Origin of the sequence: Stenotrophomonas sp. ZAC14D1_NAIMI4_1 (assembly GCF_003086775.1) — a bacterium.
GTDB lineage: Bacteria > Pseudomonadota > Gammaproteobacteria > Xanthomonadales > Xanthomonadaceae > Stenotrophomonas.
Genome location: NZ_CP026001.1, coordinates 3,766,031 through 3,781,022, shown reverse-complemented (window position 1 = coordinate 3,781,022; position 14,992 = coordinate 3,766,031). Strand labels below are relative to the sequence as shown.

Sequence of the window (14,992 nt, the reverse complement as noted above, 5' to 3'; positions counted from 1 at the left end):
GAACGCAGCGAGGCGGCGCCGGTGTCGGCGGCTTCAACGTGGGTTCGCGGTGGCGTGGTGTGGTGCAACATGTGATCGAGAGAAACATGGGCGATTCGGCAGTGTCAACCCTGGCAACGGATATTTTTTTGGTTTCCGCTGCATCCGGCGCAATCGCTTGTGGCACAAGGATGGTTTCCAGCGAAAGTGTTTTGGTGAACCAGAATTCACTCTTTTCAGGGGGTCTTTTTGCGCGGGAATGGGGGTCTTTCGCCGCTGCGCTCGCCGGGCACGGCCCTGCGCTACCGGATCCTGCGCAGGTAGCGCCGGGCCATGCCCGGCGGAATGCGGCCGCCGCCCATGACCTCTGCCCGATACCGCGTGAAGGCCGCAACGGCGAAGATCGGGGGACCACCCTTCCATCGGAACCCGACCGTGTCCCGACGCCTTGCCCGTTCCCTGCTTGCCGCCGCCCTGCTGGCGACCCTGCCGACCCTGGCTTCCGCCGCCGATCGCATCACCGGCCACACCTTCGCCACCCGCTCGGAGGTGATCGCCCCGCACGCCATGGCCGCGACCTCGCAGCCGCTGGCCACCCAGGTCGCGCTGGACGTGATGAAGGCCGGTGGCTCGGCCGTCGATGCAGCCATCGCCGCCAACGCCACCCTGGGCCTGATGGAGCCGACCGGCAATGGCGTCGGCGGTGACCTGTTCGCGATCGTCTGGGATCCGAAGACCCAGAAGCTGTACGGCTACAACGGCTCGGGCCGCTCGCCGAAGTCGCTGACCCTGGCCGAGTTCCAGCGTCGCGGCCTGAAGGACATCCCCGCCACCGGCCCGCTGCCGGTGTCCGTACCCGGCGCGGTCGATGGCTGGTTTGCCCTGCACGAGCGCTTCGGCCGCAAGCCGATGGCCGACAACCTGGCCCCGGCCATCCGCTATGCCCGCGAGGGGCACCCGGTGGCCGAGGTCATCGCCTACTACTGGGACCGCTCGGTACCGAAGCTCTCGCAGTACCCCGGTTTCAAGGAGCAGTTCACGATCAACGGCCATGCCCCGCGCAAGGGCGAGATGTGGAAGAACCCGAACCTGGCCAACACCCTGCAGCAGATTGCCGACGGCGGCCGCGATGCCTTCTACAAGGGCGCCATCGCCCACACCATCGGCGACTACTTCAAGGCCAACGGCGGCTACCTGAGCTACCAGGACATGGCCGACCATCATGGCGAGTGGGTTGAACCGGTCAGCAGCAACTACCGTGGCTATGACGTGTGGGAGCTGCCGCCGAACAGCCAGGGCATCGCCGCGCTGCAGATCCTCAACGTACTGGAAGGCTACGATTTCTCGAAGATTCCGTTCGGCTCGCCCGAGCACGTGCACCTGTTCGTCGAAGCCAAGAAGCTGGCCTTCGCCGACCGCGCGCGCTTCTACGCCGACATGGCCTTCCAGCCGGCACCGGTGCAGAAGCTGATTTCCAAGGAGTACGCCGCGCAGCGCCGCGCGCTGATCTCGATGGACAAGGCGCTGAAGGAAGTGCAGCCGGGCACGCCCAAGCAGCTGGAGGAGGGTGACACGATCTACATGACCGTGGCGGACGCCGACGGCATGATGGTGTCGCTGATCCAGTCCAACTACCGCGGCATGGGCAGCGGCATGGCACCGCCGGGGCTGGGCTTCATCCTGCAGGACCGCGGCGAGATGTTCGTGCTGCAGAAGAACCACCCCAATGGCTACGCACCGGGCAAGCGCCCGTTCCAGACCATCATCCCGGGCTTCATCACCAAGGACGGCAAGCCCTACGCCAGCTTCGGCGTGATGGGTGGCGCGATGCAGCCGCAGGGCCACGCGCAGATCGTGATGAACCTGGTGGACTTCGGCATGAACCTGCAGGAAGCCGGCGATGCGCCACGCATCCAGCACGAGGGCTCGACCGAACCGACCGGGCAGGCGACGGCGATGAGTGACGGTGGCGAAGTGAACCTGGAAACCGGCTTCCCGTACGAGACGGTGCGCGCGCTGATGCGCAAGGGGCATCGCATCGTGTTTGCCGACGGCCCGTATGGCGGCTACCAGGCGATCATGCGTGATCCGGAGAGCGGGGTGTACTACGGCGCTTCGGAGAGTCGCAAGGATGGGCAGGCGGCGGGGTACTGAGGTTCCCGGCCAACGGGCTGAGCCCCCTCTGCGGTGGTGGTGGTTTCAGGGATGCTTGGCTTGGCCGGGCGGGTGGATTGTCTGGGGGACGCCGTAAATACGTCCCTGTAGGCTCGGTCGCCGCATCCATGCGGCTCACGCCCCCAGCCAACCCACCCGCCCGGCCCCTGACAGTTTCCGTGGCCGCCACCGCAGGAAAAGAAAAAAGAAGAGCAAAGGCAAAAGCAACAGCCACAGCCGCGCGCTTTGGGTTGGGGTCGGATCCGTTCTCCGCAGGAAAACGGATCCGACCCCTTCTTGTTTTCCGATACACCTCATCCACGCATGGCGTGGAGAACCAACCGTCACCGGGAAACTGTCGGGGGTGGGGCGGTGTGGGTGGGCAGGACCGTTGGCGCCATGGATGGCGCCATCGAGCCCCCAGGGACGGGTTTACGGCGTGTCCTGCCCACCCACACCGCCCCGCCCAACCAGCAGAAACCCAGAGCCGCTTCTGCCGTTGCCGTCGCCGTTGCATTGAGCAGGTGCAGGGCTGCAAGCCCTGCAAAAACACCCTCAATCCGAATCCTGCGCGCGCGCCGCCTCCGCCTGCGTCTCTTCCTGCGCCGCCATCTCGCGCGCTATCCACGCATCGATCATGTGCCGCTGCCGCAGCGCCTGCCGCCGCTCCCGCGTGTACTCCTCATCCAGCACCCGGTACAGCGACACCATCACCAGCACCATCAGCAGCGCGAACGGCAGCGCCGCGATCGTGATCATCCCCTGCAGCGCATCCAGGCCGCCGGCCAGCAGCAGCGCCCCTGCAATCAGCGCAATGCCCACGCCCCAGGCCAGCTTGCGCTTCAGCGGCGGATCGCCCGCTTCGTCGGTCGACATGCTGGCCAGTACCAGCACTGCCGAATCGGCCGAGGTCACGAAGAAGATCATCAGCAGCACCAGCGCGATGCACGACAGCAGCAACGGCAGCGGCATGCTGTCGAACAGGGTGAACAGCACGGTCTCGTAGCCATTGCCCAGCGCCTGCACCAGATCGGCATGGCCGAAGATCTGCGACCAGATGGCCGTGCCGCCGAACACCGAGAACCAGAAGAAGCCCAGCAGCGTCGGTGCCAGCACCACGCCCACCACGAACTCACGCACGCTGCGCCCGCGCGAGATGCGGGCGATGAACGAACCCACGAACGGTGCCCAGGAAATCCACCACGCCCAGTAGAAGATCGTCCAGTCGGCCACCCACGTGCTGGACGAGAACGGCGACATGCGCAGGCTCATCGTCACCAGTTGGTTGAGGTAGGATCCCAGCGTGGTGGTGAACGTATTGAAGATCGCGCCGGTCGGGCCGAGCACCAGCACCAGCGCCAGCAGCAACGCCGCCAGCGCCAGGTTGAAGTTGGACAACCACTTGATGCCCTTGTCCACGCCACTCAGCGTGGACGCCATGTACAGCACGAACGCCACCGCGATGATGGTCAGCTGCAGGGGCACGCCGGCATGCAGGCCGAAGATGCGCTCCACGCCCGCGCCGATCTGGATGGTGCCGAAGCCCAGCGTGGTGGCGACGCCGATCGCGGTGGCGACGACGGCGGCGATGTTCACCACCTTGCCGATCCAGCCGCGGTGGTGGCGGCCGATGATCGGCTGCAGCATGTCGCTGACCAGGCCGCGTCCGTTGCGGTTGAACTGGAACCAGGCCATCGCCAGGCCGATCAGTGCGTAGATCGCCCACGGGTGCAGGCCCCAGTGGAAGAACGCGTAGCGCATCGAAGCGCGCGCCGCTTCCATGCTTTCAGGCGCCAGCCCTTCCGGTGGCTTGCTGAAGTGCGAGATGGGCTCGGCCGCGCCCCAGAACACCAGGCCGATGCCCATGCCGGCGGCGAACAGCATCGACATCCAGCTGGCGCGCGAGAATTCGGGTTCGGCATCTTCGCCGCCGATACGCAGGTTGCCGAAGCGGCCGAACGCCAGGTACATCAGGAACACCAGCGCGAGAAACACCACCAGCAGGTACAGCCAGCCGATGCCGCGGATGAGTTCGCCGAGGATGCTCTGCACGACGCTGTTGAAGGGGCCGGGAGCCACACCGGCGAGCAGCACCAGCAGCAGGACCAGTGCAATGGAAACGCGAAACACCATGAAGGAGCTTCTCCGATCAAGGGATTGAGGGGAGCGAGCCAGAGCTTGCAGCGAGTACCGCGCATGCGGCACCGCATCACGTTACTGAACGGAATGTCATCGTTCCGTTAACGACGGTCGCTCTGTGTTCTAATGCGCGGCAAGAAGCGGGGGTACCGCGGCCTGGTGGTCGCGGTTGAGATAGTCCCTTGGAACCTGATCCGGCTCATACCGGCGTAGGGAAGCTTTGCAGTGCAGCCGTGCCCGGAGTCCGCCCAAGGACCGTCCGGGCGCGGTGCGCAGTGCGCCGCCGCTTCGTCCCTGACCTTTCTGGACGATGCCCGATGAACGCACAGCTTTCCGCCCTGCAGCAACAGGCCCAGCAACTCTCCGCCTCGGTGACCGAGCCGATTGCCGGTTCGCGCAAGATCCACGTGCCCGGCTCACGCCCGGACCTGCGCGTGCCCATGCGCGAGATCGTGCTGGCGCGCACGCCCGCGCTGTTCGGCGGCGGCGAGAACGCGCCGGTCACCGTCTACGACACGTCCGGCCCGTACACCGATCCAGAGGTGCAGATCGATCTCTCTGCAGGGCTGCCGGCGTTGCGCCGTGGCTGGGTGGAGGAGCGTGGCGATACCGAGCAGCTTGATGGCTTGAGCTCTGCGTTCGGCCGTGGCCGCGAGCAGGATGCAAAGCTCGACCCCGTGCGTTTCCCGGCGCGCAGCCTGCCACGGCGTGCGCGTGCCGGTGCCAACGTCACCCAGATGCATTACGCGCGGCGCGGCATCATCACGCCGGAAATGGAATTCGTCGCCATCCGCGAAAACCAGCGGCTGGAAGCGATCCGTGATGCAGCGCTGCTGCGACAGCATCCGGGGCAATCGTTTGGCGCTGCCATCCAGAACATCATCACCCCCGAATTCGTACGCGATGAAATCGCCCGCGGGCGCGCGGTGCTGCCCAACAACATCAACCACCCGGAAAGCGAGCCGATGATCATCGGCCGCAACTTCCTCACCAAGATCAACGCCAACATCGGCAACAGCGCGGTGTCCTCGGGCATCGCCGAAGAGGTGGAGAAGCTGGTGTGGGCAATCCGCTGGGGCGGCGACACCGTGATGGACCTGTCCACCGGCAAGCACATCCACGAAACCCGCGAGTGGATCATCCGCAACTCGCCGGTGGCGATCGGCACGGTGCCGATCTACCAGGCGCTGGAGAAGGTCGACGGCCGCGCCGAAGCGCTGACGTGGGAGATCTTCCGCGACACGCTGATCGAACAGGCCGAGCAGGGCGTGGATTACTTCACCATCCATGCCGGCGTGCTGCTGCGCTATGTGCCGCTCACCGCCAGCCGGGTGACCGGCATCGTCAGCCGCGGCGGCTCGATCATGGCCAAGTGGTGCCTGGCCCACCGCAAAGAGAACTTCCTCTACACGCATTTCGAAGAGATCTGCGAAATCATGAAGGCCTACGACGTGACCTTCTCGCTGGGCGATGGACTGCGCCCGGGCTGCATTGCCGATGCCAACGACGCAGCACAGTTCGGAGAGCTGGAAACGCTGGGCGAACTGACGAAGATCGCCTGGAAGCACGATGTGCAGACCATGATCGAAGGCCCTGGCCACGTGCCGATGCAGCTGATCAAGGAAAACATGGACAAGCAGCTGCGCGAATGCGGTGAAGCGCCGTTCTACACGCTGGGGCCGCTGACCACCGACATCGCACCGGGCTACGACCACATCACCAGTGCCATCGGTGCGGCGATGATCGGCTGGTTCGGCACGGCGATGCTCTGCTACGTGACGCCGAAGGAACACCTGGGACTGCCCAACCGCCAGGACGTGCGCGACGGCATCATGGCCTATCGCATCGCAGCGCATGCGGCGGACCTTGCCAAGGGCCATCCCGGTGCGCAGGTGCGCGACAACGCACTGAGCAAGGCACGCTTCGAGTTCCGCTGGGAAGACCAGTTCCACCTCGGCCTGGATCCGGAAAAGGCCAAGGCCTTCCACGACGAAACGTTGCCGAAGGATGCACACAAGCAGGCGCATTTCTGTTCGATGTGTGGCCCGAACTTCTGCTCGATGAAGATCACCCAGGATGTGCGCGACTACGCCGAGGCAGGTTGGCAGCGGTAGCGCCAGGCCATGCCCGGCGAGCGCAGCGGTCTGTGGAAACCGCCGGGCATGGGCCCGGCGCTACCACCACGCATCCACGCCGCACCGGCTATCCTCGCGCCATCGACCAGGGGAAGGACGCCATGCCCGTTGCCATCACCACCCGCTGGCTGGCCATCGCCCGCCGTCATCCTTCTGCCTGGTTGCTGGGTGCGCAGCTGATTGCCGTGCTGCTGTACCCGGCGCTGGATGACACTGCAGGCGGGCGTGCCGCACTCGGCGTGTTCGGCATGGCCGTGCTCGGCCTTGCGCTGTGGGTGGTGCAACGCAGCCCGCTGGGAACATGGCTGGCGCTGGTGCTGGCCATCCCGTCAGTGGTGTTCTCCATCGCCGGTGCGCTGCTGGACCGCCCGGCGCTGGGCACCACGGCGCAGCTGCTGGAAAGCCTGCTGTATTTCTATACGGCAGGCGCGTTGATCGCCTACATGCTGCAGGACCACAAGGTCACCCGCGATGAACTGTTCGCTGCCGGTGCCACGTTCACGTTGCTCGCGTGGGGATTCGCGTTCGCATTTGCAGTGTGCCAGCAGTGGTATCCGGGCAGTTTCCAGGGCAGCGGAGAGGGCCCTCAACGCACGTGGATGGAACTGCTTTATCTGAGCTTCAGCTTGCTGTCCGGGGTAGGGCTCAGTGACGTGGTTCCACTGCATCCGCAGGCACGCGCATTGGTCATGCTGGAGCAGTTTTCCGGGGTTATGTACGTCGCTCTGGTGGTTTCGCGACTGGTCGGCCTGACCATGATCCGGCGGCTTTGAAAATGAACGTCAGATAAAAATTTCGCGCCCAAAAGGGCGCGAATGATGTTGCTGCTTATGTGAATGCGTCGGCGAGAGAGAGCCTGATGTCGTCCACGCGTAGGCGAGGTAACCTGCATAGGCTAATATTCGTCGGCTTGGTTTTTTTTGCGGTATGCGCTGATGCTTTTTGCGGAATCTGGCTTCTCGCTGTGCCCCGGACTGAGTGGTATCGACCCATCGTTGTTTCCGTGGCCCGTTTCAAACCTGTAGCAGCAGATGACCAGCAGCGAAACCCAGCCGCCTGAAGCCGATCGCATACGCATCGGCGATTGCACCGTGACATTGTCCTCGCGAGAGGTCGATGTCGTGGGCGCGCGTCGTCCGCGTCGGCTGACGCCGAAGGCGTTGGGCGTGCTTCGCGTGCTGCTGCGTCAACCCGGGCGCGTGGTCACGCGCGAAGAACTGTTCGCCGAAGTGTGGCCGGATACGCTGCCGACCAACGATGTGCTGACCCAGGCCGTGACGCAGCTGCGCAAGGCGTTCAGCACCGACCAGGACAACGGCCAGGCGTACATCGAAACCATCGCCAAGACCGGCTATCGATTGCTTGTACCGGTGCAGGTGCTGGCCGATGCAGCGCCGGAAGGCGCTGAAGACGCAACGCCGCCGCTGGCCGAAGCCATCGATGCTGCGCTGGCAGCGCCGCCGGCTGCTGCGCAGTCGCTGGCACGCCGTCGCTGGCGTCACTGGCGCCGGCGCCTGCTGCTGGCGCTGGGCATTGCCATGTTGCTGGCGTTGCTGGTGATGACCGTGCTGCTGGTGCGGCGTCCGTCGCCGGTGAGTTCGCCGGTGGATGCCGCCGTGGAAGACGGCACGCGCGTGATCGGCAGCCCCGAGCGCCCGTACCGGCTGATCACCGCAACCGCTGGATTCGAGACCTATCCCACGCTGTCGCCGGACGGTTCGCAGGTTGCCTATGAAGGCGCCAACGAGGACGGCAAGGGCGGCAACGCGATCAAGGTGCAGACCTCAGGCAATGCGCCGGCGCGCCAGCTGCTGTCGCCGCCGGAAGGTGCCAACGATCGTTTCCCCACCTGGTCGCCGGATGGCCGCGAGATCGCCTTTGCGCGTTTCGGCGCTGGCGGCAGCTGCCAGGTGCTGGTGGCCAGTGCCACCGGCGGCGCGCTGCGCCAGGCCACCCGCTGTGATGGCACCGAACTGCTGAGCTTCGACTGGACGCCTGATGGCCGTGGCCTGGTGTTCGGCAGCATGGTGGGCCGTTACGCCCATCGCGGCATCCGCGTGCTGGACCTGCCCACCGGGCAGTGGCGTGCGCTCGATTACGCCGTGGACGAGGACGATTTCGACTACGCGCCGCGTTACTCGCCGGACGGCCGCTGGCTGGTGTTCGTGCGCAACCCGCAGCTGGGCGATCTGTGGCGTGTGCCGGCTGCGGGCGGCACGCCCGAGCAGTTGACCAACGAGGCAGCGGAACTGCGCGGCTGGGCCTGGCTCGGCGATGGCCGCAGCATCGTGTTCGGCCGCCGCGTGGACAGCGAAGCGCGCCTGTACTACCTGGACGTGGCACGGCGCACCCTGCGTGATGCCGGCCTGGATGATGCGCAGTGGCCGGCGGTGTCGCGACGCGGCGACATGCTCGCCTTCGTCCATCGCCGCGCTCAGTTCGGCGTGTTCAGGATGCCGTCGACCGGCGCCAGCGAGCGCCTGTTTGCCTCCAGTGGGCGTGACGGGCAGCCGATGCTTGCCCCCGATGGCCACCAGATGGTCTTCAGTTCCGACCGTTCCGGCAGCTTCGCGCTGTGGTGGGCGGACCTGCAGCGGCCTGATTCGCTGCGGCCGATCGAAGGGCTGCGCCCGGAAGGCCGGCAGGCCCCGGACTGGTCCGAGGACAGCCGCCAGGTGCTGGTGGTAGGCCGCGATGAGCATGGCAAGGCGGTGGTCTATGAGATCGCTCCCCGCGACGAGCGGCTGCAGCTGCTGCCAGTGCCGGTCGAGCAGCCCCTGCAGGTCCTGTACGGGGCGGCGCCGGACCAGTTGCTGGTGCTGGAGCGTGATGCGGACCAGCACACCCGCTTGAGCCTGTTCGACCGCAGCAGCCAACCGTGGCGGCGCCTGGCCAGCCTGGAAGGCGTGTCCCAGGCCCGCTTCGACCGCAGCGGCGGGCGCGTGGTGTTCACCCGCTTGGCCGCAAGCGGGCTGTGGTCGATCGATCCGGCCCTGGCGCCGGACAGCGTCCAGCAGATCAGCCAGGACCGGCCCAGCCGTTGGCGCTACCGGACCTGGACCGTGGCGGGGCAGGGCGGTGTTGATTACCTGGGCACGAGCAATGCCTGCGCCACCACGCTGGTGCGCATGCGCGATGGCCAGGAGCAGCCGGAGCGCTGCCTGGATGCGCAGCGGCTGAGTGCTGGCAATGGCCTGAGCGCCAGCGCTGACGGAAACGACCTGTACCTCGCCCTGGCGGTCAGTGACGGCGCCGACATTGGCGTCATGCGCCTGCCCCGGCAGCCACCGCCGCTGTTTCCGGCCTTCAGCAAGTTTATGATTTTCAAAGAGAATGGGCCTTCGTAACTTCTTCGTGGGGATCTCGTCGCGAATTCGTGGCGATCTCGTCAGACTTTCCTGACGCGGAGGCACCTGATTAGGCAAAACGGTGGCCTGTACTTGGCAAATCCGTGGTGCCTCCATGCGTCAACTCTCCCTGGCCGATCGCGGCCAAACCGTGTCCCTCGACAAGGCCATCGACGACGTCTCGCCGACCTGCCTGGGCGTGGCCCGTCTCGGCAGCCTGCAGACCTCCGGCACCAGCTTCACGGTGTGGATGCAGGTGCGTGGCACCTCCTGGGTCGAGGCGAAGGAAGGCCGCTTCCGGCTGCGCCAGGGCGAATGGATCGCGTTCGAGAAGGAATCGCGCCCGCTGGTGCAGGCCGGCCGCAACGGCCTGTGCGTGGGCCTGAGCCTGAACGCCGAAGCGCTGCGCGTGCTGGCCGAGATGGCCGACTGCGGCCTGTACGCAGGGCGCGGCCGGATGAGCCGCAGCGACGCCCGTGTCGGCCTGCGCCTGTGGCGTGATGCGCTGGCCAATGGCCTGCCGGCGCCGGCACTGCGCCCGCTGCTGCTGCACCTGGCCGGCCTGCAGCGCAGCATGGCGGACAACGTGCAGCGTTGCCCGGGCCGCTCGCGCAGCCGCAAGCGCCAGGTATTCGGCCGCATGCAGCGCGCCCGCCTGTACCTGGAAGGCAACAGCCACCGCGTGGTGCGCATCGGCGAACTGGCCGAGCTGACCAACTTCTCCAGCTGGTACCTCTCCAAGACCTTCCAGAGCCTGTACGAGGAAAGCCCGCAGTCGCTGTCCGCACGCCTGCGCCTGGAGCGTGCCGCAGACCTGCTGCGCGACACCGACATGATGGTGGGCGAGGTGGCCGCCGCCAGCGGCTTCGACAACTGCTGCAGCTTCGCCCGCGCCTTCCGCGCGCGCTATGGCACCTCTGCTTCGCGTTTTCGTGAAAACGGCGCGAAGCTTCCGCCACAATCGGCAAAGTCTCCGGGTGTGTCGCGCAAATACAGCGCTGCAACGCAATCGTAACGTGCTGGGGTGTTTTAACACGCTGCTAACACGTACCTTGGAGAGATTGATGAACTTCCGTAATCCCGCAGTGCGTCTCGGCCTGCTGCCGGCCGGCATTGCGCTGGCGCTGACGCCTGCGTTTGCTTCCGCCCAGGAAGCGGCTTCTGGCACCACCGACCTCGATCGTATTTCGGTCACCGGTTCGCGCATCCGCGGCGCCGCCATGGAGACGCAGCAGCCGATCCTGACGATGACCCGTGAAAGCCTGGAAAAGCAGGGCTTCTCGAGCGTCGCTGACGTGCTGAACAACCTCACTTCGGCCGGCTCCCCGGCCATCTCCCGTTCGGAGTCGCTGGCTTCGGGCGAGAACGTCGGCGGCTACTACGTCGACATCCGCAACCTGGGCGCCGAGCGCACCCTGGTGCTGATGAACGGCAAGCGCCTGGGCGCTTCCACCGCTGGCCTGCAGGACCTGAGCCAGATCCCGATGTCGGCCGTTGAGCGCATCGAGATCCTGAAGGACGGCGCGTCCTCGATCTACGGTTCGGATGCCATCGCCGGCGTCGTGAACGTGATCACCCGCAAGAACTTCGACGGTGGCGAAGCCCAGGTCTACGTTGGCCAGTACGGCAACGGCGACGGCGACACCGAAACCTATTCGATGACCCTGGGTGCCCGCGGTGAGCGCGGCAGCCTGACCCTGTCGGCCGAATACAACAAGCAGGATCCGGTGTGGGCCAAGGACCGCTGGTACAGCCGTGACGGCTCGCTGGGTCCGAACTCGACCTCGGCTGACTGGAGCCCGATCAGCCAGAACAGCACCTGGTGCAACCCGACCCTGTACGACTGCTCGCGCACGTCCAAAACCGCGGTGTGGGAAACCCTCAACGCCGGTGGCAACCCGACCAACGCAGCCGACTACCACGAGCTGACCGAAGACGAGTACTCCAACGCCAACCAGCAGATGACCCTGCTGACCGGCGTGAAGCGCAAGTCGGTCTACATCAACGGCACCTACGACTTCACCGATTCGATCAGCCTGAACACTGACCTGCTCTACAACGAGCGCCAGACGTTCCAGCAGATCGCCGGCTACCCGTACCAGTCCAATTCGACGGACATCAACACCCCGCTGAGCGGCAGCAGCGCCTTCAACCCGGTGAAGGGCCAGGACGTCAGCTTCCGCCGTCGCCTGTGGGAAGTGCCGCGTACCACCGACAGCCAGCTGAAGACCCTGCGCTTCGCGCCGACCGTCAGCGGCTACTTCGACTTCGCCGGCAAGACCTTCGATTGGGACGTCGGCGCACTGTGGAACCGCAACGAGTCGATCAAGACCAACCGCGGTGACATGAGCCTGATCGGTGCCCGCCAGGCACTGGGCGCTTCGTACATCGACGACAACGGTGTCGCCCAGTGCGGCGTCAAGGGCGTGCTGGACCCGTCGCTGTCGGGCTGCCGCCCGTGGAACCCGCTGCTGCCGTACGGCGTTGCAGGCCAGGGTTCGCTGGCTGACCAGGAACTGCAGGACTTCCTGTTCCCGACCTTCACCACCCGCGGCATCACCAAGACCACCAGCTTCACCGCCAACCTGGCCGGTTCCATCGTGACCCTGCCGGCCGGTGACCTGGGCTTCGCCCTGGGTGTCGAGCACCGCAAGGAAGAAGGCAGCTACGTGCCGGACGCCTTCGCACAGTCGGGCCAGTCCACCGGCCTGGGCCAGAAGCCGACCCGCGGTGAGTACGATCTGAACGAGGTCTACCTCGAACTGAACGTGCCGCTGCTGGCTGACGTGGCCTTCGCCAAGGAACTGACCCTGAACGTTGCCAGCCGTTATTCGGACTACAGCAACTTCGGTGGCACCACCAACAGCAAGTTCGGCCTGACCTGGCGTCCGATGGACGGCCTGCTGGTCCGCGGCACCTACGCCGAAGGCTTCCGCGCCCCGACCATCAGCGACCTGTACGGTGGCCTGAGCTCGAGCTTCGAGTCGTACATCGATCCCTGCGGCATCAGCGCTCCGGGCTCGGTCAACGGCAACGCTGCGTGCAACGCCGGCGGCGTGCCGGTGGGCTACACCCAGGTTGGCCAGGGCAACAAGGTCTGCTCGACCCTGCCGTGCCAGTCGGGTGACCAGTTCGTCTCCGGTGCCAACCCGAACCTGAAGCCGGAAACCTCGAAGAGCACCACCTTCGGCCTGGTGTGGAGCCCGCAGTTCGTGCAGGGCCTGGACCTGTCGCTGGATTGGTACAAGTACGAAATCAGCGACATGATCATCGCTGACAGCGTCGACCGCATCCTGCGTGACTGCTACGTGCTGGGCAACTCGGCCCGTTGCGCGGACGTCGTCCGTGCCGATGACGGCCACGTGAGCGCCATCACCTACGGCACCGCCAACCTCGGCAAGATGGAAACCGAAGGTTACGACCTGGGTGTCAAGTACCGCCTGCCGGAGCTGGCCATCGGCCAGTTCAACATCGACTGGACGACCAGCTACATGTCCAAGTACGACGAGCAGGGCCAGAACGCTGCAGGCAACAACATCATGATCGGTCGTGTCGGCGAAGCCGGCCTGTTCCGCGTGCGTTCGAACCTGGGCGTCAACTGGCAGTACGGCGATTTCGGCGTGAACTACACCGCTCGCTACTACTCGGGCATGAAGGAAAGCTGCATCGACACCGGCGAGTTCTGGTGCAATGCGCCGAACCACTACGCCAATGGCGAGGCTGATCCGCTGCGCAAGACCGGCTCCAACACCTTCCACGACCTGCAGGTCAGCTGGAAGGCACCGTGGGATGCCACCATCGCCCTGGGCGCCAACAACGTGTTCGATCACAAGGGTCCGCTGATGTACTCGGCCCCGAACTCGTCGTTCGCCTACTACGGTGGCTTCGACGTGGGTCGCTTCCTGTACATGAAGTACACCCAGCGCTTCTGATCCATCGAAGCGTCGCAATAGGTACGTAGTAGAGGAGGGCGGGCCGCAAGGTCCGCCCTCTTTCTTTGTGCGGCGCCTGGCGTGTGGCGCCCGCCCATGAAAAAAGGGCAGGCCTCGCGGCCTGCCCCCTGGTCTTTGCCCGCGCCGCCAGGCTCAGGCTTCGGTCGGTACCAGCCCCATCAGGCTGTTGGCATGCTCGCGCCACTGCGGCAGCTTGTTCAGCACGCCGGCACGCTGCAGGTAGTCCTCGTCCACCGGGTCGCCGTTGACCAGCGCCAGGGCCACGTGCACCGCACCGGTCACCCAGAAGCTGCGCGTGTTGGCACGCTGCGGCTGCAGGTGGAAGGCCACTGCTTCGATGATCGGCATCGGCAGGCCCCACAGGCCCAGCAGGTAGGCACCGGCCTCGGCATGGCCGGGGCGCGGATCGTCGGCCAGTGCCGGTTCGCTGCGCTCGTTGCGCACGCCCGGCAGCAGCAGGCCGATATCGGCCAGCAGGGCGGCCGTCGCGCCCAGCTCGGCACTGGATTCGGGCAGCAGGCGCGCGGCAAGGCGCGAGGCCATCAGCGCGCGCTGCTGCAGCGAATTGCGCTCGGCAGTGGACAGCGTCGGTGCGGAAAACACCTCGCTGGCCAGCACCAGGTCACGCAGCGTGGCCAGGCCCAGGCGGGTCACCGCGGTGCGCAGGTCGGCAATGGTGCGGCCCTGGCTGAAGAACGCCGAATTGGACAGCTGCAGCACCTTGGCCGCGATCGCCGGATCGGCGGCAACCAGCTTGGCCACGTCGGCACTGTCGGTGTCGTCGTCATGTTCCAGCGCCTGGGTCAGGCTCAGGTACAGGTGCGGCGGCGAGGGCAGCTTCTCGATGCGGCCGATGGCATCGCGCAGGCGCGGGCTGTCCAGCACGTCGCGCAGCTCTTCCAGGCTGGTCAGCGCTTCCAGCAGCACTTCCGGCGCCAGCGGCAGCGGCAGGAAGCGGTGGGCCACGCCGATCAGGCGCGCCGGCGGCGGCCGGTTGCCGTGCTGGGCATCGACCAGCGCGATACGGATGGTTTCAGGCCGCAGCGTGCGGATCTGGCCGAGCAACGTGGTTGCGTTGAGGTCGGGCAGCTGCGGGCAGACGATTACCGCATCCACGCCCTGCGCAGCCACCGCGGTCATCGCAGTGTGGCCATCGACGGCGGTCAGCGGTTGCCATTCTTCCCCAAGATCGGCAATGAATTCGCTCAGCTCAGCCGGCAGGCTGGCTGAATCCCCAACTAGCAGAATACGCACGACACATTCCCCTGGCTGTCTCGACGGTGTG

Annotated in this window: 8 protein-coding genes and 1 riboswitch; of the genes, 6 read left to right on the top strand and 2 right to left on the bottom strand. The window is 65.9% G+C overall.

Translation table 11 applies throughout. The annotated features are described in order from the left end of the window. Positions 1-414 precede the first annotated feature (414 nt). Complete coding sequence (ggt, locus tag C1927_RS17330; RefSeq protein WP_108747320.1) at positions 415-2,133, top strand: gamma-glutamyltransferase; 1,719 nt, start codon at positions 415-417, stop codon at positions 2,131-2,133. A 555-nt stretch (positions 2,134-2,688) separates the two neighbouring features. Here ggt and C1927_RS17325 read toward each other — a convergent pair. Then, the gene (locus C1927_RS17325) at positions 2,689-4,266 is read right to left on the bottom strand and encodes a BCCT family transporter (protein WP_079223146.1); all 1,578 of its coding nucleotides are present in this window, start codon (positions 4,264-4,266) and stop codon (positions 2,689-2,691) included. Between the two features lie 138 nt (positions 4,267-4,404). Continuing rightward, positions 4,405-4,506, top strand: a riboswitch (TPP riboswitch). Positions 4,507-4,589: 83 nt separating this feature from the next. Here C1927_RS17325 and thiC point away from each other — a divergent pair. From thiC to C1927_RS17300, 5 genes are all read left to right on the top strand, one after another. Beyond that, positions 4,590-6,386, top strand: coding sequence for a phosphomethylpyrimidine synthase ThiC (gene thiC / locus C1927_RS17320; RefSeq protein ID WP_108747319.1), 1,797 nt, complete (start codon positions 4,590-4,592; stop codon positions 6,384-6,386). A 122-nt stretch (positions 6,387-6,508) separates the two neighbouring features. Beyond that, positions 6,509-7,180, top strand: a complete 672-nt coding sequence (locus tag C1927_RS17315) for an ion channel (protein WP_079223143.1) — start codon at positions 6,509-6,511, stop codon at positions 7,178-7,180. A gap of 258 nt (positions 7,181-7,438) precedes the next feature. Continuing rightward, positions 7,439-9,754, top strand: coding sequence for a winged helix-turn-helix domain-containing protein (locus tag C1927_RS17310; protein WP_108747318.1), 2,316 nt, complete (start codon positions 7,439-7,441; stop codon positions 9,752-9,754). 115 nt (positions 9,755-9,869) lie between these two features. Then, a complete protein-coding gene (locus C1927_RS17305; protein ID WP_079223139.1) occupies positions 9,870-10,769 on the top strand; it encodes a helix-turn-helix transcriptional regulator in 900 nt (299 codons plus the stop codon). Between the two features lie 49 nt (positions 10,770-10,818). After that, positions 10,819-13,686, top strand: a complete 2,868-nt coding sequence (locus tag C1927_RS17300; protein WP_079223138.1) for a TonB-dependent receptor — start codon at positions 10,819-10,821, stop codon at positions 13,684-13,686. 153 nt (positions 13,687-13,839) lie between these two features. Here C1927_RS17300 and C1927_RS17295 read toward each other — a convergent pair whose 3' ends face one another. Continuing rightward, positions 13,840-14,961, bottom strand: a complete 1,122-nt coding sequence (locus tag C1927_RS17295) for an HDOD domain-containing protein (protein ID WP_079223137.1) — start codon at positions 14,959-14,961, stop codon at positions 13,840-13,842. Positions 14,962-14,992: the final 31 nt, after the last annotated feature.